The 24,568-nt window shown below is 66.9% G+C and carries 15 protein-coding genes and 1 pseudogene; 10 read left to right on the forward strand and 6 right to left on the reverse strand.

Features of this window, described 5'->3' with window-relative positions:
- Positions 1 to 145 precede the first annotated feature (145 nt).
- Genes ACZ6JY_RS05055 through dnaK form a run of 4 tightly spaced genes read right to left on the reverse strand, consistent with a single transcriptional unit; the run spans position 146 to position 4,396 of the window.
- Positions 146 to 607, reverse strand: coding sequence for a heat shock protein transcriptional repressor HspR (locus ACZ6JY_RS05055; RefSeq protein ID WP_469192346.1), 462 nt, complete (start codon positions 605 to 607; stop codon positions 146 to 148).
- Between the two features lies 1 nt (position 608).
- Positions 609 to 1,805 (reverse strand): molecular chaperone DnaJ, encoded by a 1,197-nt coding sequence (gene dnaJ / locus ACZ6JY_RS05060; RefSeq protein WP_469192348.1) that lies wholly within the window; start codon positions 1,803 to 1,805, stop codon positions 609 to 611.
- A gap of 33 nt (positions 1,806 to 1,838) precedes the next feature.
- On the reverse strand, positions 1,839 to 2,537 hold the full coding sequence (gene grpE / locus ACZ6JY_RS05065; protein ID WP_469192350.1) for a nucleotide exchange factor GrpE: 699 nt from the start codon (positions 2,535 to 2,537) through the stop codon (positions 1,839 to 1,841).
- Positions 2,537 to 4,396: a molecular chaperone DnaK gene (gene dnaK, locus ACZ6JY_RS05070; protein ID WP_469192352.1), complete on the reverse strand. Its 1,860-nt coding sequence runs from the start codon at positions 4,394 to 4,396 to the stop codon at positions 2,537 to 2,539. The genes grpE and dnaK overlap by 1 nt, the downstream gene beginning before the upstream one ends.
- A gap of 341 nt (positions 4,397 to 4,737) precedes the next feature.
- Between dnaK and ACZ6JY_RS05075 the strand changes: the two genes are divergently transcribed.
- The 7 genes from ACZ6JY_RS05075 (at position 4,738) to ACZ6JY_RS05105 (ending at position 16,586) form a co-directional block, all read left to right on the forward strand.
- Positions 4,738 to 7,020, forward strand: a complete 2,283-nt coding sequence (locus tag ACZ6JY_RS05075; RefSeq protein ID WP_469192354.1) for a (Fe-S)-binding protein — start codon at positions 4,738 to 4,740, stop codon at positions 7,018 to 7,020.
- 578 nt (positions 7,021 to 7,598) lie between these two features.
- On the forward strand, positions 7,599 to 8,909 hold the full coding sequence (locus ACZ6JY_RS05080) for an FG-GAP repeat domain-containing protein (protein ID WP_469192356.1): 1,311 nt from the start codon (positions 7,599 to 7,601) through the stop codon (positions 8,907 to 8,909).
- 159 nt (positions 8,910 to 9,068) lie between these two features.
- Entirely contained in the window at positions 9,069 to 10,454 is a 1,386-nt protein-coding gene (locus ACZ6JY_RS05085; protein WP_469192358.1) for an FG-GAP-like repeat-containing protein, read from the forward strand.
- Between the two features lie 61 nt (positions 10,455 to 10,515).
- Positions 10,516 to 11,991 (forward strand): FG-GAP and VCBS repeat-containing protein, encoded by a 1,476-nt coding sequence (locus tag ACZ6JY_RS05090; protein ID WP_469192360.1) that lies wholly within the window; start codon positions 10,516 to 10,518, stop codon positions 11,989 to 11,991.
- Positions 11,992 to 12,296: 305 nt separating this feature from the next.
- A complete protein-coding gene (locus ACZ6JY_RS05095) occupies positions 12,297 to 13,778 on the forward strand; it encodes an FG-GAP and VCBS repeat-containing protein (RefSeq protein ID WP_469192362.1) in 1,482 nt (493 codons plus the stop codon).
- 209 nt (positions 13,779 to 13,987) lie between these two features.
- Positions 13,988 to 15,439: an FG-GAP-like repeat-containing protein gene (locus ACZ6JY_RS05100; protein ID WP_469192364.1), complete on the forward strand. Its 1,452-nt coding sequence runs from the start codon at positions 13,988 to 13,990 to the stop codon at positions 15,437 to 15,439.
- A gap of 163 nt (positions 15,440 to 15,602) precedes the next feature.
- Complete coding sequence (locus ACZ6JY_RS05105) at positions 15,603 to 16,586, forward strand: Yip1 family protein (protein ID WP_469192366.1); 984 nt, start codon at positions 15,603 to 15,605, stop codon at positions 16,584 to 16,586.
- Positions 16,587 to 16,672: 86 nt separating this feature from the next.
- Here ACZ6JY_RS05105 and ACZ6JY_RS05110 read toward each other — a convergent pair.
- Positions 16,673 to 16,753, reverse strand: a pseudogene (locus tag ACZ6JY_RS05110) (phosphoribosyltransferase); the annotation flags it as partial.
- A gap of 70 nt (positions 16,754 to 16,823) precedes the next feature.
- Between ACZ6JY_RS05110 and ACZ6JY_RS05115 the strand changes: the two are divergent.
- From ACZ6JY_RS05115 to ACZ6JY_RS05125, 3 genes are all read left to right on the forward strand, one after another.
- Positions 16,824 to 18,506, forward strand: a complete 1,683-nt coding sequence (locus tag ACZ6JY_RS05115; protein ID WP_469192368.1) for a recombinase family protein — start codon at positions 16,824 to 16,826, stop codon at positions 18,504 to 18,506.
- 1,266 nt (positions 18,507 to 19,772) lie between these two features.
- Positions 19,773 to 20,471, forward strand: coding sequence for a hypothetical protein (locus tag ACZ6JY_RS05120; RefSeq protein WP_469192370.1), 699 nt, complete (start codon positions 19,773 to 19,775; stop codon positions 20,469 to 20,471).
- A gap of 2,131 nt (positions 20,472 to 22,602) precedes the next feature.
- Positions 22,603 to 23,580, forward strand: coding sequence for a hypothetical protein (locus ACZ6JY_RS05125; protein WP_469192372.1), 978 nt, complete (start codon positions 22,603 to 22,605; stop codon positions 23,578 to 23,580).
- Between the two features lie 497 nt (positions 23,581 to 24,077).
- Here the strand turns inward: ACZ6JY_RS05125 and ACZ6JY_RS05130 are convergent, their stop codons facing one another.
- Positions 24,078 to 24,311: a hypothetical protein gene (locus tag ACZ6JY_RS05130; protein WP_469192374.1), complete on the reverse strand. Its 234-nt coding sequence runs from the start codon at positions 24,309 to 24,311 to the stop codon at positions 24,078 to 24,080.
- Positions 24,312 to 24,568: the final 257 nt, after the last annotated feature.

Here is a 24,568-nt window from a genome sequence, read left to right on the forward strand (position 1 = left end):
AAGAACCCCTACGGTTGATCGAGAAACCCCCCACCCCCACGCAAAAAAAAACTGCACATGTGGGGGGGGAAAAGGGGGGGGGGGGGGGGGGGGGGCCCCCCCCCCCCCCCCCCCCCGCCCCGCGTGCGCGAAAAGGCGGGCCGTCTCAGTCCGTCGGCCGCTTCGGACGCCAGACCACCAGCGCGCTCGCCTGCTGCACGTCCTGGTACGGGACGAGGTCACGGCGGTACGAGGCGTGCACCGCCGCCTCGCGCTGCTGCATGGCGGCGGCGGCTCCGTCCACGGCCGCGGAGAGCTCCGCGATGCGCGACTGGAGCGCGGCGACCTGGTTCTCCAGCTCGATGATCCGCTTGATGCCGGCGAGGTTGATGCCCTCCTCCTGCGACAACTGCTGCACCGTGCGGAGCAGTTCGATGTCGCGGGCGGAGTAGCGCCGGCCCCGGCCCGCCGTGCGGTCCGGGGAGACCAGGCCCAGGCGGTCGTACTGGCGCAGGGTCTGCGGGTGGAGGCCGCTGAGCTGGGCGGCCACCGAGATGACGTACACCGGCGTCTCGTCGGTGAGTTGATACGCCCTACTGAAACCGGACTGTCGACGACGGCCGTCCATCTCATGCTCCCTTCGCGGCCTTGAACAGGTCTGCCCGCGGGTCGTCGCCCGCGGTCGCCTCGCGGTAGGACTCCAGGGCTTCCTTCGCGGAGTCGGACAGGTCGGTCGGGACCGACACCGCCACCGTCACGAGCAGATCGCCCCGGGTGCCGTCCTTGCGGACCGCGCCCTTGCCACGGGCGCGCATCGTACGTCCGTTGGGCGTGCCCGGCGGGAGTTTCAGCGTGACGGGCGGGCCGCCGAGTGTCGGGACCTTCACCTCGCCGCCCAGTGCCGCCTCCGGATACGTCACCGGCACCGTCACCGTCAGGTTGTCGCCCTTGCGGCCGAAGACCGGATGGCTGTCGACGTGCACCACGACATACAGGTCACCGGCGGGGCCGCCGCGCTCGCCGGGAGCGCCCTTGCCGCGCAGCCTGATCCGCTGGCTGTCGGAGACACCCGCGGGGATGCGCACCTGCATGGTGCGGGACGACTTCGCGCGGCCCGAGCCGCCGCAGACGTCGCAGGGGTCCTGGGCGATCAGGCCCCGGCCCTTGCAGTCCACGCACGGGTCGGTCAGCGAGAAACCGCCGCCGCCGCCCCGCGAGACCTGGCCCGTGCCGACGCAGGTCGGGCACACGCGGGGCGTGCCGTTCTTGTCGCCGGTGCCGGAGCAGGCCTTGCAGGCCGCCTGGGAGGACATGCGCAGCGGCACCGTCGCGCCGTCCACCGCCTCCGTGAAGCTCAGCGTGACCTCGGACTCGATGTCCTGGCCGCGCCTCGGCTGCGTACGCGTGCCGGCTCCGGCACCCGCGCCGCCGCGGTTGAACAGGCCCCCGAAGACGTCACCGAGGCCGCCCCCGAAGCCGCCGGCCGCACCGCCACCGCCCTGACCCGGGGCGCCGCCTCCGAAGAGGTCGCCCAGGTCGAAGTTGAACGATCCGCCGCCGGCCCCGGGGCCCTGCCGGAACCCGCCGTTGCCGAAGAGAGCACGCGCTTCGTCGTACTCCTTGCGCTTCTTGGGGTCACCGAGGACGTCGTTCGCCTCGGAGATCTCCTTGAAGCGCTCCTCCGCCTTGACGTTTCCCTTGTTGGCGTCCGGGTGGTTCTCGCGTGCGAGCTTCCGGTACGCCTTCTTGATCTCGGCCTCGGTGGCGTCCTTGGGGACGCCGAGGACCTTGTAGTAGTCCTTCTCGATGAAGTCCTTGGTGCTCATCCCCGACGTCCCTCCTCACTCATCTCGTGACCGTCAGCCCTCGTCCGGGCCACCGGTCTCCTTCTCGTCCGCCTTCTCCGCGGCCGCGGAGCCCTCGGCCTCGTCGCCCTTCACGGTCTGCGCGCCGGGCTGCGGCTCGGCGACGGCCACCCGCGCGGGGCGGATGGTGCGCTCGCCGAAGCGATACCCGGGCTGCAGGATCGCGACGCACGTCGTCTCGGTGACGTCCGGGGCGTAGCTGTGCATCAGGGCCTCGTGGATCGTCGGGTCGAAGGGCTCGCCCTCCTTGCCGAACTGCTGGAGGCCCAGCTTCGCGACGACCGTCTCCAGCGACTCGGCGACCGACTTGAAGCCGCCGACCAGCTCGCCGTGCTCCCGCGCGCGGCCGATGTCGTCGAGGGTCGGCAGGAGCTCGGACAGGAGGTTCGCCGAGGCGATCTCCTTGACCGACACCTTGTCCCGCTCCACCCGACGGCGGTAGTTCTGATACTCGGCCTGCAGCCGCTGGAGGTCCGCGGTGCGCTCGTTGAGCGCGGTGCGCACCTGGTCCAGCTGGGCGGTCAGGCCCACGTCCTGGGCGGACGTCTTGCTCTCCGTGTCCCCGGCCGGGGCCGCCGGGCCCTCCTCGATGGAGGGCTCGGCGGCCTTCGGCGCCGCGTCGTCAGAGGTGGCGCCGGAGGGGACGTCAGACTTGTCGGCGTTCTCGCCGAAGCCCGGGGTCTCCTCGGTCATCAGGCGGCGCCACCCTTCTGGTCCTTCTCGTCGTCGACGATCTCCGCGTCGACGACGCCGTCGTCGTCCTTGGCCTGCTCGCCGCCGGGGGCCGCGCCCTCGGCGCCGCCCGCGGCCTGCGCGCCCTGGGCGTCGGCGTACATGGCCTGGCCCAGCTTCTGCGAGACGGCGGCGACCTTCTCGGTGGCGGTGCGGATCTCGGCCGAGTCCTCGCCCTTGAGCTTCTCCTTCAGCTCACCGACGGCTTCCTCGACCTCGGTCTTGACGTCACCGGGGACCTTCTCCGCGTTGTCCGCGAGGAACTTCTCCGTCTGGTAGACGAGCTGCTCGCCCTGGTTGCGGGACTCGGCGGCCTCGCGGCGGGCGTGGTCCTCGTCCGCGTACTTCTCGGCCTCTTCGCGCATCCGGTTGACCTCGTCCTTCGGCAGCGAGGAGCCACCGGTGACGGTCATCTTCTGCTCCTTGCCCGTGCCCAGGTCCTTCGCGGTCACGTGCATGATGCCGTTGGCGTCGATGTCGAAGGCGACCTCGATCTGCGGGACACCGCGCGGGGCCGGCGGCAGGCCCGTCAGCTCGAACATGCCGAGCTTCTTGTTGTACGCCGCGATCTCGCGCTCGCCCTGGTAGACCTGGATCTGGACGGACGGCTGGTTGTCCTCGGCCGTCGTGAAGATCTCGGAGCGCTTGGTCGGGATCGTGGTGTTCCGCTCGATGAGCTTCGTCATGATCCCTCCCTTGGTCTCGATGCCGAGGGACAGCGGGGTCACGTCGAGGAGCAGGACGTCCTTGACCTCGCCCTTGAGGACACCGGCCTGGAGGGCGGCGCCGATGGCGACGACCTCGTCCGGGTTCACACCCTTGTTGGCGTCCTGGCCGCCGGTCAGCTCCTTGACGAGCTCCGCGACAGCGGGCATACGGGTCGAGCCACCGACGAGAACGACGTGGTCGATCTCGGAGAGCTGGATGCCCGCGTCCTTGATGACGTTGTGGAACGGCGTCTTGCAGCGCTCCAGGAGGTCGGACGTGAGCTGCTGGAACTGGGCGCGCGTGAGCTTCTCGTCCAGGTGCAGCGGGCCCTCGGCGGAGGCCGTGATGTAGGGCAGGTTGATCGTGGTCTCCGTGGAGGAGGACAGCTCGATCTTGGCCTTCTCGGCCGCCTCGCGCAGGCGCTGGAGCGCCATCTTGTCCTTGCCCAGGTCCACGCCGTGGCCGTTGTTGAACTGCTTGACCAGGTAGTCGACGACGCGCTGGTCCCAGTCGTCACCACCGAGGTGGTTGTCGCCGTTCGTGGCCTTCACCTCGACGACGCCGTCGCCGATCTCCAGGAGCGAGACGTCGAAGGTGCCGCCACCGAGGTCGAAGACCAGGATGGTCTGGTCGTCCTTGTCGAGGCCGTAGGCGAGAGCGGCGGCGGTCGGCTCGTTGACGATGCGCAGGACGTTCAGGCCCGCGATCTCACCGGCCTCCTTGGTGGCCTGGCGCTCGGAGTCGTTGAAGTACGCCGGGACGGTGATGACCGCGTCCGCGACCTTCTCGCCCAGGTACGACTCCGCGTCGCGCTTCAGCTTCTGCAGGATGAACGCCGAGATCTGCTGGGGGTTGAACCCCTTGTCGTCGATGTCCACCTTCCAGTCGGTGCCCATGTGGCGCTTGACCGACCGGATGGTCCTGTCGACGTTGGTGACCGCCTGGCGCTTGGCGACCTCGCCGACGAGCACCTCGCCGTTCTTCGCGAAGGCGACGACGGACGGCGTGGTCCTGGCGCCTTCGGCGTTGGTGATGACGGTGGGCTCGCCGCCTTCGAGAACGCTGACGACGGAATTAGTCGTGCCCAGGTCGATGCCGACCGCACGTGCCATTTCGGTTCCTCCAGATGTACTTCTTGAGTGGATCTGGCTCAAGGATGCATGGTCGCTGCGCTTGCGTCAACAGATGTGAGTCGAGGGGGCTCAACTCTTATCCCGGGCTTACGCGCAATGTCGGTCCCTCCCGGGGGGCCGTCTTCGCCTGCGGGTCCGTCATGGCTGGTCGCACAGTTCCCCGCGCCCCTGACGGGGCCCCTGTGGGGCAAGGGTGGCCTGAGCGACGCAGATCACCGCCTCGCTGGCTACAGTGCGACCGGGTAAATGGGTAGTCTCAGACGGACTGCATAAGTTACCGCTTAGTAATAGTTCGCCTCGCAGGCCCGAGGAGCCCCCGAATGCAACTCGCCGCGATCATCGTGTCGCTGGTTCTGACCGTGGTCGGCGTAGCGCTGCTCGCACGCGCCATCGGCCAGTTCGTCCGGTACTTCAAACTCGGACAGCCCGTACCCGCGGGACGCAGGACCGACAACCCATACCAGCGCAGCGTGACGCTCGTCCGGGAGTTCCTCGGGCATACGCGGATGAACCGCTGGGGCATCGTCGGATTCGCCCACTGGTTCGTCGCCATCGGCTTCCTGACGCTGCCGCCGACGATCATCACCGCGTACGGCCAGCTCTTCCAGGCCGACTGGATGCTGCCGGTCATCGGCGGCTTCTTGCCGTACGAGCTCTACATCGAGTTCATCGCCGCCATGACGACGGTCGGCATCGTCACGCTGATGGTCATCCGGCTGCTGAACCTGCCCTCTCGCCCCGGGCGCAAGTCCCGCTTCACGGGCTCCAAGATGGGCCAGGCGTACTTCGTCGAGTACGTCATCCTCACCATCGGCCTGGCGATCTACGTCCTGCGCGGCCTCGAAGGCGCGCTGCACCACGTGGACCACTACGAACCCGCGTACTTCGCCTCGTACCCGCTGATCCTGGCCTTCAAGGGCCTCAGCCTCTCGACGCTCCAGACGCTGGTCTACCTCACCGCCATGATCAAGCTGGGCACCACCATGATCTGGATGATCACGGTGAGCCTCAACACCAACATGGGCGTGGCCTGGCACCGCTTCCTGGCCTTCCCGAACATCTGGTTCAAGCGCGAGGCGACCGGCGGGACCGCCCTCGGCGAGCTCCAGCCGATGACGTCCGGCGGCAAGCCGATCGACTGGGAGGACCCGGCCGAGGACGCGGTCTTCGGCGTCTCCCAGGTCGAGCAGTTCTCCTGGAAGGGCCTGCTCGACTTCTCCACCTGCACCGAGTGCGGCCGCTGCCAGTCGCAGTGCCCCGCGTGGAACACGGGCAAGCCCCTCTCGCCCAAGCTCCTGATCATGTCGCTGCGCGACCACGCGCACGCCAAGGCCCCGTACCTCCTCGCGGGCGGCGGCAAGACCATGGAGGGCGACGAGAAGGCCACCGCCGAGCAGCTGGCCGACGTGCCCGCGGCCGCCCTCGCCGAGGCCGAGCGCCCCCTCATCGGCACGGCCGAGGAGAACGGCGTCATCGACCCGGACGTCCTGTGGTCCTGCACCACCTGCGGCGCCTGCGTCGAGCAGTGCCCGGTCGACATCGAGCACATCGACCACATCGTCGACATGCGCCGCTACCAGGTGATGATCGAGAGCGCGTTCCCGTCCGAGGCGGGCACGATGCTCAAGAACCTGGAGAAGAAGGGCAACCCCTGGGGCCTCGCCAAGAAGCAGCGTCTTGAGTGGCTCAAGGAGCTCGACTTCGAGGTGCCGGTCGTCGGCAAGGACATCGAGGACCTCACCGAGGTCGAGTACCTGTACTGGGTCGGCTGCGCCGGCGCCCTCGAAGACCGCGCCAAGAAGACGACGAAGGCCTTCGCCGAGCTGCTCCACATCGCGGGCGTCAAGTTCGCGATCATGGGCGGCGACGAGAAGTGCACCGGTGACTCCGCCCGCCGCCTCGGCAACGAGCCGCTGTTCCAGCAGCTCGGCCAGGAGAACGTCATGGCGCTGAACATGGCGTTCGGCGAAGAGCTCGACGACGACGGCAAGGTGACGCCGGAATCGGCGAAGCCCAGGACGGCGAAGAAGATCGTCGCCACCTGCCCGCACTGCCTGAACACGATCGGCAACGAGTACCCGCAGCTCGGCGGCGACTACGAAGTCATCCACCACACGCAGCTTCTCCAGCACCTGGTGGACGACGGCAAGCTCGTCCCCGTCACGCCGGTCGAGGGCCTCATCACGTACCACGACCCGTGCTACCTGGGCCGTCACAACAAGATCTACACGCCGCCGCGCGAGATCATCGCGTCGGTGCCGGGCCTGCGCAACGAAGAGATGCACCGCCACAAGGAGCGCGGCTTCTGCTGTGGTGCCGGTGGCGCCCGGATGTGGATGGAAGAGCGGATCGGCAAGCGCGTCAACAACGAGCGCGTCGACGAGGCGCTCTCCCTCAACCCGGACATCGTCTCCACGGCCTGCCCGTTCTGCCTGGTCATGCTGACCGACTCGGTCAACGGCAAGAAGAACGACGGCAAGGCGAAGGAGTCCGTCCAGGTCGTGGACGTGGCGCAGCTCCTGCTCGAATCCGTGAAGACGCCGGTCGACCCGGCGGGCGACGAGGAAGCGGCGGACGCGCCGACGCCGGAGCCGGTGAAGTAACCGGCCCCCCTCCCGCCGTCCAGGCCGGTTCCGCCCTCCGGGGCGGGACCGGCCTGCACTTCATCTGCCCATCCCCATCCCTGCCGGCAGCTCGCACCACACCAACTTGCCCCGCGGGCCGTGGGCCTTACCGGGAGCGCACCAGGGATCGGTGTCCCACACCCCGATGCGGAGGACCGCCCCCGCACAGTGCAGCCGGAGCGAGGCGGGTCCCTCGGTGTGCCGCACGGCATTCGCCCGGCACAGTGGCAACGTACTGCTCCGCGAGAGCGACGAGCCCGAGCGAATACTCGCCCTCGCCCAGCAACCTCTGGCCGCCCTCCTGAGTTCGATCCGCGCAGCTCACTGCGGATAAGTGCCGCCCAAACCGTACGATTTCGGGCGCCTATCCGGAACTTTTCCGCCACCGCCCCCGGCGCCCTCGTGCCGCACGCGGGAGGGGAGCATCATGGGCTGGTTGTTGTCGGCTGTGGCGTTCGGGGCGGGTGAGAGGCATGCGGAGTGCCGGGGTACGGGGCGTGAGACGGGGTGGGAGATGGGGCGTACGGCGTGGCGGGGTCACCGGGGGCGCCCTTGCCATGAGCTGCGCGCTGCTCCTCGTGGGCTGCGGCAGCGGTGGCAGCAGTGAGGGCGGTGGCGGCGCCTCGCACAAGCCTGTCAGCATGGCCGGCAAGGGCGCCCCGCAGCAGCCCGTCCCGCGCGGCAAGGGGAGCGAAATCGACGACGACTTCAACGGTGACGGCGCCCGTGACCTCGTACTCGACGACCTCGTGCACCGCGACCACGGCGACGACGCGGGCATCGGCGTCGTCTACGGGGGCCGACGCGGGCTCACCCCCGGCGCCCGGCAGTTGCTCAGCGCGCACGCCAACGGCGCCCGTACGAAGGGCGAGCTGCCCGCGGCCTTCGAATCCGAGGCCTCCTGCGACCTGGACAAGGACGGCTTCAGCGATCTGCTGGTGTCCACCGACCCGCCGTACGACGGACTCGGCCGCCCGCCCGTGCCGCTACAGATCCTCTTCGGCTCGCCCAAGGGGCTGACCGGCAAGGCCGTGAAGCTGAAGGTGCCCGAGCAGGCACGTTTCGGCAATGACTGGCCCGACCAGCCGGTGTGCGGCGACTTCGACGGGGACGGCGCCGACGACCTCGTGCTGCACGCCAGCGGGGCCCGGCTGTCGTTCCTGCGCGGCCCGTTCAAGCGGACCGGCGCCCCGCGCGCCGTCGCCGAGCCGGTCACCGCGCCCGGCAACAACCTCGTGAGCGGCCGCGCCACGGACGTCGACGGCGACGGCTACGACGACGTGCTCGTACGCAAGGCCGCGGGCGCGTCGGGCGCCGCCGCCAGTGCCCTCGTCCTGGGCGGTCCGCAGGGGCCCGACGAGACCGGGGTGCTCTTCCCCGCGGGCAAGGACGTCGCGTTCGGCCGCTTCGGCAAGGGCAAGGGCATGGACGCGGCCATCGCCACGCCGAAGGGCGTCGCCCTGCGCTACGAGGTGCCCGGCACCCCGCGGGGTTCCCTGGAGGCCAAGGACGTGGCCGTGGACGCGGGGGACCTCGACGGGGACGGCCTGAGCGAACTCGTGATGAGCGGGGCCGGCAGCGGCTCCGGGGGCAGCGCGGGGGACGTGCGTGTCTTCCGCGGCCGTACGGCGGGGCTCGCGGCCAACGCCACCGCCACGGTCGCCCCCTCGGCCGAGGGGACCACCCAGGTCCTCCAGGTCGCCGACTTCGACGGCGACAAGCACGCCGACCTGGTCCTGCGGACCTACCGCGGGGACAGCGAGGACACCGTGGGCGTCTACCCGGGCGGCGCACGGGGCGACCTGGTCGCGCGCAAGCCGTCCGTGACCTTCTCGACCGCGGAGTTCCTCGCGCTGAGCGGAGAGTGAGGGGCGACCAAGCGGGGCGGCCGGGCAAGGCGGGGCGGGGCGGGGCGGCAAGGCGAGGCGGGGCGGCCGGGTGGCCACCCCCGTCGCACAACCCTTCGTACACCTCACCCGTCACACCCCCGGAAGCACTGATCCGTCCCCCACTTCCGGGAGTCCCACGTGCGCGTAAGAAACCTGGCCGTCACCGCCTCCGTCGCCGCCCTCGCGGCCACGGGGCTCACGCTGCCGCTCGCCGGTACCGCGAGCGCGGCCTCCGCCCTCAAGGACGACTTCAACGGTGACGGCTACCGCGACCTCGTGGTCGGCTCGCCCGCCGCCAACTCCGTGACGGTCACGTACGGGTCGGCGTCCGGCGTCTCCGAAAGCCGCGCGGTCACCGTCACGCAGGACACCGCGGGCGTGCCCGGGGTGAAGGAGGCCGAGGACGAGTTCGGCGAGAACGTCACCAGCGGCGACGTGAACAGGGACGGCTACGCCGATCTGATCGTCGGCGCCCCCGGCGAGCAGGTCACCGGCAAGCCGTCCGGCTCCGTCACCGTCATCAAGGGCGGCAAGAACGGCTTCACCTCCGGCGGCCACGTCGTGAACGCGCCGAACGACACGGCGGGCCGCTTCGGCGAGGCCACCGTCTGGACCGACTTCGACGACGACGGCGCGGCCCAGCTCGCCGTGGTCAGCGGCGACAACTGGTGGTACTTCTCCAACGCGGGCGAGGACGGGCGCGCCTGGGGCCTGGAGGTCGACTTCATCCCCGAGGGCATCCACCTGGACGGCCTGGTCGCGGGCAACTTCAAGCGCAAGGACGGCATCGGCCTCGTCCTGTACGGCGAGCGCGCGGACGGCGGCGCCTGGACCGCCCACATGAACGGCGGCGCCGGTGACTACGGCTACCAGGCCGAGATCCTCGGCGAGGGCGACGACCCCACGGCCACCCGCGAGGCGGCCACGGCCGGTGACGTCAACGGCGACGGCTACGCCGACCTGATCACCGGCAACCCCCGCGACGAGCGCGGCGGCTCGGTCACCGTGCGGCTCGGCGGCGACCGGAAGTTCGGCGCCCCCGTGACGTACAGCCAGGCCAGCGCGGGCGTACCCGGCGCCGACGAGGCGGGCGACGCCTTCGGCTCCGCCGTCTCCGCGGGCGACGTCACCGGTGACGGCCTCGCCGACCTCGCGGTGGGCGCGCCCGGCGAGACGGTCGGCACCGTCGGAGGCACCGGCAGCGTCACCCTCCTCACCTCGGCCGACGGCACGTTCGCGTCCGGCAAGGCCTGGCACCAGGAGAAGGCCGGCGTGCCCGGCGTCGCCGAGGCGGGCGACCGCTTCGGCACGTCCGTACGGCTCAAGGACATCAACAAGAACGGCAAGGCGGACCTGTCCACCGGCGCGACCGGCGAGGACATCGGCACGACGAAGGACGTCGGCGCCGTGTGGGTGCTGCGGGGCACGGCGACGGGCCTGACCTCGTCCTACGCGGCCTCCTTCAACGGCTCCGACTTCGGTGCCGGCGGCGCGGACGCGGCCTTCGGCCACACGGTGCGCTAGGCCGCCGTCGCCCCGCCCTTCACAGCAACCCCCTTTACCGCAGGCGAGTTGGAGACACTCAGTGGTCGCATACGTGCGGAACTCCGCGCAGAAGTCCGCGCGCAACAAGCTCATCGCGGCGGGCGCGCTCTGCGTCGCCACCGCGCTCGGCGTCACGGGCCTGACCGCGGGCGCCGCGTCCGCCGCCCAGCCCTCGAAGCTGCGGGCCGACTACAACGGCGACGGTTACGCGGACCTCGCCGTCGGCGTGCCGGGCGCGACGGTCGGCGGCAAGGCCAAGGCCGGATACGTCAACGTCGTCTGGGGCGGCTCACGCGGCCTCGGCACGTACGGCTCGGCCACCGTCAGCCAGGCCACGTCCGGCGTGCCCGGCACCGCCGAGGCGGGCGACGGGTTCGGCAAGGCCCTCACCTCCGACGACATGAACGGCGACGGCTACAGCGACCTGATCGTCGGCACGCCCGGCGAGGACTCCGCGGCGGGCCCGTCCGCGGGGACCGTCACCGTCGTGTGGGGCGCCGCGCGTGGCTTCAAGGGCGGCTTCACCGCCGCCAACGGGACCGCGACCGACAGGGACTACGGCACGGTCCTCGCCACCGGCGACTTCGACAAGGACGGCGACCAGGACATCGCCCTCAACACCAACTCCGCGGGGACCGGCCGGGTCGCCGTGCGGCAGGGCCCGTTCACCGCCGGTTCGCCGTCGGCCCTCACCACGGTCCAGGGCTGGGAGTCCAGTGCGCCCACCGCGCTGACCAGCGGCGACTTCGACGCGGACGGCCGCGACGACCTGGCGATGTCGTACGACGGCGTCAGGAGGTCCGGTACGACGATCCGCGGCACCGCATCCGGCGACTGGAAGCAGCTCTGGTACACGGAGGTCTTCACCAAGTCCGCCCTGGCCGCGGGCGACTTCGACGGTGACGGCACCGACGACCTCGCGATCGGTGAGGTCACGCCCCGCTACGACGGCCCGGAGCCGAGGTGCGAGTGGCGGCTGGGCGGCGCGGTCTTCACCAACTACGGCAAGAAGGGCCATGACTTCGGCGACGGCGGCTACTCCTGCACCACCCAGGGCAGTCTGCGGGTCGGCGGCACCGAGGAGAGCGGGGACAACTTCGGCGCGCACCTCGCCGTCGCCGACGTCGACAAGGACGGCAAGGACGAACTGATCGTCGGCGCGGACACCGAGGCGGTCGGCACCGCCAAGAACGCGGGCACGTACTGGGTCCTCGCCGCGCGCGGCACCGGCGGGAGCCTCATGGGCCCGGCCTACAGCCAGAACTCCACGGGCGTCGCGGGCACGGCGGAGGCGGGCGACCGCTTCGGCGCGGCCGTCGCCACCGGCGACTACAACGGCGACACCTACCCGGACATCGCGGTGGGCGCGCCCGGCGAGGACGGCAAGGGCGGCGTCTGGTACGCCGCGACCCCGAAGGACGGCCCGAACCCGCCGGTCACGTCGGTGACGCCGGCGAAGCTGGGGCTCACGGGCGCCAAGGGGTACGGGGCGGTGCTGGCGCGTACCGGTAACTAGGGGACGGGCCGCGCGTGTTGGGACATGCCCGACCCGCACGCGCGGCCCAGAAGTTCTCCACAACCCCATACAACCCTTGGCTCACACCAGCGGTCTCCTTTGCGCCTACCGCGGCGCCAACTCCCGGACAACACCGGCTGAACGCGCCCGGAACGCCCGTAATCCCGTACTCCGGTACTCCGGTACTCCGGTACTCCGGTACTCCGGTACTCCGGTACTCCGGTACTCCGGTACCCGGTTACGCACCCCGTTGACATCCGCCGCGGATGCCCGCCAGGCATCCCCGCACGCCGCAGGAGAACCGTATGGCCCAGCACCAGCGCACCACCGCCACCCGCAGACGCATCCGCCTCGCCGCGGCGACGGCCGTAGCCGTCGCACTGACCGGAGGGCTGCTCACCGTCACGGCCGCCACCGCGTCGGCCGCCGAGCCGCCCGCCGCCCTCCAGCCCGACGACGCCGACTTCAACGGTGACGGCTACGCCGACCTCGCCACCTCCGCCAGCCGCGCCTTCGTCGGCGGCAAGGACAGCGCGGGCCAGGTCGTCGTCACGTACGGCGGTACCCAGCGACGCCACGTCACGTACAGCCAGAACAGCTCCGGTGTGCCCGGCAGCGCCGAGAAGGGCGACTTCTTCGGCTCGGACACCGCGTACGGCGACTTCGACCGCGACGGATTCGACGACCTCGCGGTCGCCGCGATCGGCGAGGACGTCGGCTCCGACACCGACGGCGGCACCGTACAGATCCTGTGGGGCTCGAAGAACGGCCTCTCCGGCGGCACCACGCTGAAGGACCCGCGCCCCACCAAGCACGACTTCTTCGGCGGGCCCATGCAGGCGGGCGACTTCAACGGCGACGGCAAGGACGACCTCGCCATCGGCGCCAGTTCGGGCGCCGCCACCATCGACGTCTACAAGGGCGGCTTCACCCGCGGCGGCGGCACCGGCGGCCGCTACACCGTCCTGCCGCCCATCCACAGCGGCGAGGACGCGGGCCCCCTCAACCTGCACTCCGGTGACGTGAACGGCGACGGCAAGGACGACCTGATCGTCGACGGGTTCTCCACCGCCGACGACTACAACGCCAACCTCTGGCTGCCCGGCAGCTCGCGCGGCGTCACCACGACCGGCGTGCAGCGGCTGCCCGGCGGCCACATCACCGACGTCGGCGACACGGACGGCGATGGCTACGGCGACATCATCATCGGCCTGACCTGGGACGACGGCATCCCGGGCGCCCACAAGGGCGGCAGCGTGCACGTGGTGAAGGGCAACGCCAACGGCCCCTACGGCGGCAGCGACGTCATCACGCAGGACAGCCCGGGCGTGCCCGGGAGCGGCGAGAAGGGCGACGCGTTCGGCACCGAGCTCGACCTCGGCGACATCAACGGCGACGGCCACCTCGACCTGGTCGTGGGCAGCCCCGGCGAGAACCTGGACGGCGTCGCCGACACGGGCTCGGTCACCGTCGTGCTCGGCGCGGCCGACGGCTCCGGCCTCTCCACAGCCGGCTCGGTCCTGCTCAGCCAGAACACCTCGGGCGTCCCCAACACCAACGAGAAGAACGACTTCTTCGGCTCGGACGTCCACGTGGACGACCTGAACGGCGACGGCCGCTCGGACGTCTCCGTCGGCGCGCTCGGCGAGAACGGCTCCAACGGCGCGCTGTACCTCCTGGGCTCCAAGCGGAGCGGCGCGCTCACCGGCACGTCCGGCGTCTACACGTCCACGCTCGGCATGTCCGACTCGGGCACGCCGCGTCTGGGCTCCAACTTCGCCGACTGACGCAGTCTCGCGTCGTACTGACGCAGCCTGGCGTCGTACTGACGCAGCCCCGCCTTGTGGCAACTGCCGGTGGCCGCGGCGGGGTTGCGGCAACGCAGCGCCGCCGGGCCACCGGCCCACCGGTCCACGGGGCCACTGGCCTGGCGGTCCGTCGGCCCCTCGGTCCCCCGTCCTGAGAGTCACTCGTACCCCGAAGAGCTGGAGCCCCCGTGCGCATACGCCCACTCGCCCTCGCCGCGGCCACCGCGCTGGCCGCCACCGGTCTCACCCTGCCCCTCGCGGCCACGGCGAGCGCCGCCCCCGACAAGCCCGTGCGGAGCGACTTCGACGGGGACGGCTACGCCGACCTCGCCGTCGGCGTGCCCAGCGGCACCGTCGACGGCAAGGCCAAGGCCGGCTACGTGAGCGTCGTCTTCGGCGGCCCCGGCGGCCCCGGTTCGAGCAACGTGCGCCGCATCACGCAGGCCACCGTCGAGGTCCCCGGCACCCCGGAGGCCGGTGACCGCTTCGGCGGGGCGCTGACCACGGCGTACGTGGACGACGACCAGTACGCCGACCTCGTCGTCGGCGCCCCCGGTGAGGACCTGGGCGCCAAGACCGACGCCGGCTCCGTCACCGTCCTGTACGGCACCGGCGACGGCTTCGCCCTGGCCAACACCGCCGCCCGCGGCGCGAAGACCGGCGACGCGTACGGGAACGCCCTGGCCGCCGCGGACTTCACCGGTGACGGCGACGTGGACCTGGCGATCGGCGGCAAGGACCGGGTCGTCGCCAACCTCAACCCCCTCGCCGCCCGCACCGAGCCCCTCATGGCCGACCGCATGGGCGGCCGGGCCCCCGTCATGACCACCGGCGACTTCGACTCCGACGGCCGCGCCGACCTGGCCGTCGCCTTCTACACGCAGAACCAGCCCTACACGCAGTCCCACGTGCAGGTCCGCACGTACGACAAGGCCGAGGGCACCTTCGGCCTGACCTGGAGCAGCGACAACAGCGCCGCGAACGCCCTCGCCGCCGGTGACTTCAACGGCGACGGCCGCGACGACCTCGCCCTCGGCAACTGCCGCGAGGTCGCCGACGAGAACATCGACGACCCGTGCGGCCCCGAGGAGCTCGCCGAGGGCGGCGGCATCCACATCCACTACGGCGGCCCCGACGGTCTCATCTGGGAGGGCCAGACCCTCAACCAGGACACCCCCGGCGTCCCCGGCGCCGCCGAGACGGGCGACGACTTCGGCAACGCCCTCGCCGCCGCCGACCTCGACGGCGACGGCAAGGACGACCTGATCGCGGGCGCCCCCGGCGAGGCGATCGGCAGCGCTGCCCGCGCGGGCGCCGTCACCGTGCTCAAGGGCGGCAAGAAGGGCATCCTCGACGCCTCGGGCAGGGCGGACGCGGTCGCGTACCAGCAGAACTCCCGCGGCGTCCCGGGCACGGCCGAGAAGGGCGACGCCTTCGGCACGACCCTCGCCGCCACCGACTACGACGGCGACGGCCGCCCCGACGTCTCCGTCGCGGCCCCCGGCGAGAACGCCTCCGCGGGCGGCGTGTGGAACCTGCCCGGCGGCGCCACCACCGGCAGCAAGGCCGTCACGCCCAAGTCGATCGGCCTGCCCGCGTCGGCACACCCGTACGCGTACGGAGCGGTGATCGGCGGCTAGGGCGGTCCGGAGGCGCGAGTGGTGGTGCGGAGGCGCGCGTGGTGGTGCGGGGCCCTCGGCAACCCTTCAGGGTTCCCCTAAGGGTTGTCACAGGTCGGCAGCAAAGCCTGTCTCCTCCCAAGGAGGGACGACCCCAACCCCGAAGACCAGGTACGTTCGATTCGTGGCTGGATTCAGGATCGGACGCGGCCGGGACAACCGCGCCCCGCAATCGCGACCGCAACAACAACCGCGGCAGCAGCCGTACGGACAGCAGGCCCCCCAGGGGCAGCAGCAGCCGTACGGCTACCCACCCGCGCCGCCGAACCCGCAGCAGGGCGGTGGCCCGCAGTACGGGGGCGGCCCCCAGGGCGGCGGTGGCCCCCAGTACGGGGGCGGTGGCGGTGGCCCGCAGTACGGCGGTGGCGGCCAGCAGTGGCCCCAGGCCGGCGGCGGCCACGGCGAGCCCGAGTACTTCGGCGGCGCCCAGGGCCAAGGCCCCCAGGGCGGCTACGACCCGTACGCGGCCAACAACCCGGGTCACACCCAGGCCTTCTCCATCGGCGAGGACTCCTACACCCAGGGAGACACCTACCACGCGGGCCAGGCCACGGCGGTGCCCATCGGCCCCCGCCTGCACTGGAAGGACCTGCTGCGCGGCATCGTGCTGCGCCCGGCGCCGACCTTCCTCCAGATGCGGGACTACGCGATGTGGGCCCCGGCCGCCGTCGTCACGTTCCTCTACGGCCTGTTGGCGATCTTCGGCTTCGACGACGCCCGCTCGGACGCGATCAACGCCACGCTCTCGTCAGTGGTCCCGTACGTCCTCACCACGGGCGTCGCGATCACCATCAGCGCGTTCGTCCTCGGCGTGGTCACCCACACCCTGGCGCGCCAGCTCGGCGGCGACGGCGCATGGCAGCCGACGGTCGGCCTCTCCATGCTGATCATGTCCCTCACGGACGCGCCCCGCGTGATCGTGGCCCTGTTCCTGGGCGGCGGCCAGCCCTTCGTCCAGCTCCTCGGCTGGGCGACCTGGCTGGCGGCGGGCGCGCTGCTCACCCTGATGGTGAGCAAGTCCCACGACCTCCCGTGGCCCAAGGCACTGGGTGCGGCCTCGATCCAGCTCCTGGCGATCCTGTCGATCATCAAGCTGGGCACGTTCTAGTACGTACGTGCAGTACGTGCCGTACGTGCCGTACGTAAGCGAAGAGGGCCCGGGGACGACCAGTCCCCGGGCCCTACTCACTCACATCAGGCGTCGAGGACCTGACCGGCGCGCTTGACGACGGGCGGCTCGACGCTCCAGGGGAAGTTGATCCACTCGTCGGTCTGAAGGACTTACACTTGCCTCCCTGAGCCGCGCCCGAGGGGGGAGCGGTACGGGCCCGAGGGGGGCAGCAGGATGCACGGATACCCGTATCTAGAGTCCGGCATGAGGGTGCTCAAAGTCCGTCGGATCAGCAGAGACACCGAGGCTAGCTCTGCACTCGACCGGCAGAACCAGGACCAGGACGCCGTACTTGCTGGCACCAGTTGCCCGGTAGCTGGGGACGTGGTTGACGCCACGGTGTCAGGGTCGATCAATCTCCCGGACCGGAAGTCTCTGGGTAAGTGGATGAGAGATCCACTCTGGAATGAGTGGGACGCAGTCATGGTGACCTCACTTGACCGCATCACTCGGGACAAGTGGCATTGGGAGCAATTCGCCGAGAAGTGCCACCAGGCAGGCAAGGAAATCATCTGCCTTGATGATCCGGCACTAGATATTCACACCACCGACGGTAGGACGATCGCCTACCTGAAAGCAGCACAGGCACAGAAGTTCCGGGAGGCGATATCCGCCAAACGGAAGAACCAGACTCAGCACTACCGGCAGGCAGACCTATGGGGCGGGGGTACGTGGCCATTTGGGTACCGTCCTACACCGGTACCGCAGGAAGACGGCAAACTCAGGTACAAGCTGTTCCTTGACCCGGTGACCGCTCCCCTTGTTCGGGAGGCCTACGAAAGACTGGCCTTTGAAGGATGGTCCATGGGCAAGGTTGTCCGAGACTGGAACCAGCGGGGAATCCTGACAGCAAAGGATCATCAGCGGAATGTGAATGCCACTGAAAAGAAAGTCGGCACACAGACTGCGGTCCGAGGATCCAAATGGCAGACAAGTTCACTGGGCGCCATTCTCCGGAAGCCAACCCTTAAGGGAATCGCCATACATAACGGCGAACCTCTGATCCGGGGCGGTAAGCCCGTCAGGTGGGCTGAACCCATTCTGACCGACCAGGAATGGGATCAGCTTCAGCAGGTTATGGAGAAGCTGGGCAGCAGTAGGTCCGGTATCCGAGGAAACAGTGACCCGACTTCGGGCCTGTTCCTGTGCCCCTGTGGCTGTAAGCAGTACCCGGACAAAACAGTTTCCTCGGTCCGCAAGGATGGCAGCAAGAAGGTAAACCACTACTTCCGGTGTGGTGCTCGAATCCTCAGGGGGAAAGCTTGCGACTTCCGCACTTCGTGGCGGAGAGACGAGTTGCTTACAGAACTAGAATCAGGGTTCCTGCACCGGTTGGGTGACAAAGAGGTGATGGTTCGGGACTGGATCCCTGGCACTGACAACCGGAAGCAGATCAAGGAACTCAAGCAGGCTTACGAGAACCTGGTAGCCGCAATCAAGAGTGCAACCAACCCCATGGTGCTCAGCTCGCTCACTGAGTCCATGGAGGACACCGCCGAACTACTGGCCAAGCTGGAAGCTGAACCCTTCAGGCCCGGCTCCTGGGCCGAACGTGGCACCGGAGAGACCTACCGACAGAAGTGGGATGCCATGCCGTCATGGGACGACAGGGGCCCGTTCCTTCACCGCTCTGGCTTCCGGCTGATCTCAGTGGGCCACGAGGAGATGGACGGGCCTCTGTTCGTCCTGGTATCTCCCACAGAAATCGTGAGCACGGACGGCACAGAGTACGACTCCAAGGAGTACGACGAATTGGTGCATAAGACGTACCGGAAGACGATCCAGAACATGGAAGCTAAACACCAGGACATACAGGAACTGAAGAACGAGAGGCACGCGGAGTACGACGGCATCTAGAGCCACGGACAGGCATCTAGGGAGGTCTCCACCGGGGCCTCCCTTTCTGTTGCCCTGCCGCAAAATAAGGAACAGCGAATATCGACACTTTGTCGGCAGAAGCGCTTGCATCCCAACCGCCACAAGGGTGAGTGACGCTGGTCGCAGCGCCTTAGGCAGTCAGCTTGGGCGCACTAATGGCCACGGAGACCCGTACAGGATCTCGCTTGCTATCACGTCCCGATCAGGATTATGTGCGTATGAGGGCCCCTCCCCCTCCCCTTGCGGGGCTTACGAGGCCACGCGCACAGAAATCCGCAGAGCAATCCACAGTCTCTTTCAGTCCTTTTGCTGCAACACCTCAGCGAACAGAGAGCGCCACTGAGGACACTTCAGCAGTTGAAAGGACAGGCTTGCACAACAGCATTCACTTCACCGACTGGCAGAGTCGATGCCGTCATCGACATGGCCAGGTTGAGCTGAATGATCTTCATCACCACGCAGATGTGGCCTCGGTGAGCAACAGGGGGTTGGACCTCTCGGAACGTCTGCTGAGGCAGCACAGGCCACGAGAGGCGAGCCTAGGGCACTCGGTCGGTAGCCAGTGCCGGAGGGCCCTGGAAGGCCGGGAGGCTGCCACCAAGACACAAAGAAGGCTGCCCGTCCGCATGGACCAAGGGGCGTGGGTGGGCTATCAGGAGAGCAAGAGGAGGGCGGCGGGCTGCTGACTCCCATGGGTCCGTTTAAGGGCCGAAGAGGCGTGTGAATCATCCGAACATCTAGGGGGCACCCCCCCCCCCGTCGATTTCAGAGACGCTGAGGCTTAAGTCACGGATCATCTAATTACTGTGACCCAGATCACATCATCAATCTTGTAACACCAGATACATCAGAACGATTTACCTAGCGATGGTCCGATCTTCCATTTACTCTCAATCCGTCAGGGCTGAGAACCTGCCAACGCTTTAGGCTGCCCTAAAACTGCTCGAATTGAATGACTCTCGAATTTGTGAACCGTCACCCGCCGGAGAAATTAACATGCCGTTCCCGCAAATGAACCCGAGAGAATCCCGAGACGCACTAGCCGCTGAGTTATCTGAAATCCTGCATAAGGAGGGAAAGGATCAGTGCGAGATATTCGAAACCCTGCAACAATTGGGGGTTCCGGTATCCATAGCCCACGTGATCAGCAATGATGCAACTCGCTAGTTTAACCACATACTGATAGTCACCTTAGCCCCTGGCTTTTGCCAGGGGCTTTTTTGTTCCCCGAATGGAGATACTTATATGCTGACGATTCTCGACCCCTTCACCAACGCGGCCCCCGTAAAGCTCGACTGGACGTGCGACTACTGCGGGACTTCCAACCCCGTGCATGGTAATCACGGGGGTTACCGCAAGCCCAACCAAGAACTCTGCTGGGAGCGCCCTCCCGCTACTCCTTTCGTTGGTTGCGATGTCTGCACTCATCCGAGCGGCCACTACCGGGGGTGCCCTGATGATGCCCTGGAGACTGCCGTACCAATGGAACTCCCCACTGTGGTGGGGGTCCAGAATGGATTCTTCTCTACCCATGCATTTGAGATCAGAGAGCACAGTTCGAAGCTGCGTAAGAGGGGATTCCCGTTCGCAGCCGAGCACACCCCACCAATGGGGCAGGCTGCTCTCTGGTATGCGGAAGTCATGCAATACGTCCCTCAAAGCGGGAGGGACGTTGCCCGGCAGATAGCCAGGCTGGCAGGAGACGGCTCTCAGGTAACCATCCCGTGGCGCTCACTGGCGGATTCCGTAGGCAAGCGCAATCGGGCGGGGAACCTCCGCTCGTACACCGAACGAGGGGTTGAGGTTCTGGTGGAGTCCGGATGGCTGTCAGTCCAGACCATCGGACAGAAGCGGGGAGCCACGACCACCTTCTACCTACAGGTGGGGGACCTGATCGACTGGTCTCACCTGGAGTCAGAGGCCGACTACGAAGAGGCCATCTGACTTATGGCCCTAGTAGTGAGTCGGTGGTCTGGAGAACTTATGGCCCTAGTAGAGACCGGCCCCCCGCCGGTCTACTGAGAGTAGAGAGTGAGCGGAACCAAGGGAGATCACGACTGAGACCAGTAGTAGAGGCGCCTCCACCCGGCGCCGACTATGAGTGAGTACTGAGACTGGCCCCTGGGAGCAGACGACCCAGGGGCTTAGTACTGAACAGACAGTGCCGCAGAATTCGGCTAGTCATAGTTGCTGAAGATTCAGAAGACAGGACCCAGCTATCGCGGCTGGGGTCTTGTTAATTCTCAGAGTCCAGACGAGTACGGCTACGCATCTGGCCTTCAGAGCCAGATGCTCAGTCTCTCCTCTCAGAAGGACTATGCCGCTTTTGGCGGCAGCAGGTGAGTAGATACCCAGTCAGTACTAGACAGTCGCTAGCTCCTGTCTGTCCTCCTGTTTCACAGATGACTCTGAACTCCAGATACACGGAGTCTCTTCTTGGTACGTGAGTCAGATGCTCAGTGGGCCTCTCACCGAGCCGGATGACTATCCTTAGCCTCAGAATGCTCTGTGTGCTGTCCTCCCAGTCTTCCAGAGCCTCCGGCACCGGGGTTGTCGCCTGATGTCTTCGCGGCCCCGCAGGCGGGACCTCAGGGCTTCCTGATGTGTTACGCGCTCGGTAGCAGTCCCACAGCCTGTAGCCGTTCAGATGGACGGTGTTCCCTCTGGCAATCTGCTGTCTCCCAGAGTCCCTAGAGCACCATCTCTGGTCAGGGAGGACGTATTCGCCGGCCTCGGGTGCCAGAGAGTTTGCTTGGCAGTAGGAATGCCCCGGTGTCTTCCGGCTGACTCCCTCGGGATCAGCACATGTCACGACTACGCGTCTGCATGCAACCAGGAAGCTGCACCGAGGACATCTCAGTGCAGTTCCAATGAACGTCTCGCAGCTTCACCCGATGTCTTCGCCCAGCCCAGTCCGATGTTCTCGCAGGTCGGCAGCGGCCCGACCTCGTGGCGGGCTGACCTGGGGCCACTTCCTTAAATGGCAGAGCCAAACCCTTTTACCTAGTGAGAGGGCGCGTGCGCTCCTGCCCTTAATCTTGCGTGCGGAACCCTTTTATCTAGTGAGAGGGGTTACTCACTCCTCATTGCTCAGGACGTCTGAGGGTCAAGCCTCCTTCCGTCCACTGGCCACGATATGAATCAGCCTTCCTGCCCGTGGCCGCCTTCTGCCCCCTAGACACTGTGTGAGGCCGTAACAGTTCATCCCTCCGCTGTTGCGACTCTGGGGCACACAGTGCAGCCGTCTCATCCTCAGGTTTCCTCTCGGGTCTGTGGATGGGGCGGCTCTTTCTTTTGCGCTTCAGACATTCAGACCGAATCAGATTGGAGGTGATCAGATGAAGAAGACATGTTCGCGTTGCCGACGCGAGAAGCCCTGTGATCAGTTCTACAGGAGAGGGGTCAGCCTGGATGGCCTCCAATACCACTGCAAGGCATGCCACAAGACCTATATCCGTGACTGGGAGCGCAAATATGAGCGCACCCGAACCAAGCGATAAGGAGATCTCATGACCAAAAAGCCGACTCAGGTCTGCAACCGAAACTGTCAGAGTGTTCACGCTTTCACCCCAGAGGATCAACTCTACTACCGTGCTATGCCGTGGCGTACTCACGTACACGGTTGCCCGAATGGCTGGATTGCTGGACGAGTGGACCGGATCCCACGGGGGGTGTGAGTGATGACCAGTCGTAACCCAGGCTTCGCACTGGTCGAATCAACTTCCCGAGCCGTGTTCTACCGGCCCCCGGAACTGGAGAGCAGTACCGATCGAATACCTTCGAAGCTCACCTATACGACTCCAGTGCTCCGATATGTCGTCCAGGAGCTCCCCTCTGGGCCTAACGGGGCGGGGGTGGGGTTTGCCTACGTCCAGACCCCGAATGGCTCTGTCATCGCCGTGCAGGCTCTTACGGGTGACTGTCTCGGAATCGTAGAGCGGGGCCCCCATGGTTGGGTCCAGAGATACCGGCTAGAGCGTGAGGCGCGGCGTAAGGCCCGTGCCGAGCGCGATGAAATCAAGAAGCAAGAAAATGCGGCTGAGATTGCGGCCGAGATAATGAAGGAGAACAGTTAATGTCGAACCCCATGGATTACCGCGAGAACCTGGCCCCGATGTCGGCCGTCAATAATGAGGCCGAGAAGATCCGCAAGCTTCAGGCAGAGATCGAGCAAATGAAGAATCCTGCTCTGCGGGCCCCATTCCGGATCCCTTCCCTACCAGATGGCTACACCGAGCATGAGACTGACAGTAAGGGTGTTAAGGATTTTGGTGAGTCACTGAACAGGACAATTACTCACACCCTGAAGAGTATCGACTTCTACTCTGACAAGTTGTCTGAGTTCCAGGCTGCCGTGTCGCAGCGTCATGCAGATGAAGACGAGTATCGTCAGGCATTGAACGATGCTATCGAGAACGGTGAGGATGCCCCAGACTTCGAGCCGGAAGACTTGACCCCGATCCACAAGGAACTAGACAAGCTGGAGAGGGTTATTCGGGCAGGGGCCCAGAAGGCTAATTCTGATTCCACTCGTCTTGAGGCCGAGTATCAGTGTCTATTTGCTTCCGAGGAATACCGGCGTTGGTCTGACAAGGAGATTGAGCGGAGAACTAGGGATGCGGCTAAGGCCCTGTCTCTCCTCCGTACCGCTCTGAGCGCACGTGAGGGTATTCTCGGCAACCTTCCGCACCCCTTCGCTGACCTTGATGGTGTTGATCTTGTGGAAGTCCGGCGGGGCAATTCCCTGGGATATGGCGGAATGGATCCGTACTCTCAGGCTCAGGAGCCGCTGACTACCACCAAGGCACTCGAATTCCTGGAGTCCTTGACTGTGCCCGGCGACGGCATCGGTAAGTGGTCGATTGACCAACTCGATCAGGATGAGAAGAAGGATTACGCCGAGCGTGCCGCCCAGGCAAAGATTCTGCGAGACGACCCCCGTACCTCAGACGAGAAGCGGGAGGCCGCACAGAATGCTGCGTACGTTGCTCAGCTTCAGAGCCAGCTTGATAGTGGTGCGAATCTGGGCGCTTATTCCGGTGGGGTCGTCTGATGGAGCATGAAGAAATAGTCAGGATTTACCGAAACAGGCAGAGAGGTGTGCCCGACGATTACGGGAAACCCATGGAAAGGCTTGGTGCGGAGAGTCCCGGTAGCCTGGGTCGGGGAGGGCTCGACCCGACTGATTCTGTCAGTGTGATCGGTCTGAGTATCGACATGGACAACAGAACACCGGTCAAGTGGTTTTCCTAGACACACGAGGTGCCCCCTACGGTCGGTAGGGGGCGCCTGTGCTGAAGGGGGCAACAGGGTCCGGGTGTCCCCCCAACCTGGTCCGCTTGGGCATGGTTGGAGACTGGCCGTCCCTCGCGCACCAGGGGTCTTATCGGCTCGCACGGTATTCGCCAGGCTGGCCACCGTGCTCGTCGACCCACCAAGCGATGCCGTCATCGAGACACCTATAGCGCCATCGCTGTTTGCCTGTCGCAGTGTTAATGGGGCGTGAAAGGACCACGTGGATACCACGGCATTTCACACACCGGACAGGTTTCACGAACGGGCTAACGGTGAGGTACGCACAGCCTCCGCTATCCGCTTGATGTGCTCGGCTTTGATCGCCGGCAACTCAACGTACGCGTGCCCCTGAGGATTCCCCACCATGGGGCGAATGTTCATTCGTACGTCTTCGGGAATACCCAGCAGAGTGAACGCTTCAAGCAGTGCGTTGCTGGCATCAGCAGCCGCGTCATAGCTCTCTCGCCATCTCTGCATATCAATACCCATGGTTCACCCGTGGCCCTCCTCGTGATGCTGCCGGAGTTCCACGTTGATGTCAGATACGGCGCTGTAGTTAGCAGTCGATCTGACGTTCTCTCGTTTGTTGCAGAGACCCAAGCAGTGTTTACAACCGGGCACTGCACGGGGCTCCGGTGGAAGCTCCGTCAGTTCGCTGTAGGTTTGTTGCTTCTGCGTCACCATGTGGCCTCCCTGCTGTCTGTCCTGAAGACCCACCTAGTGTCGTCCTACGGGATACAGGGCGC

Source organism: Streptomyces sp. NPDC046335, from assembly GCF_055587985.1.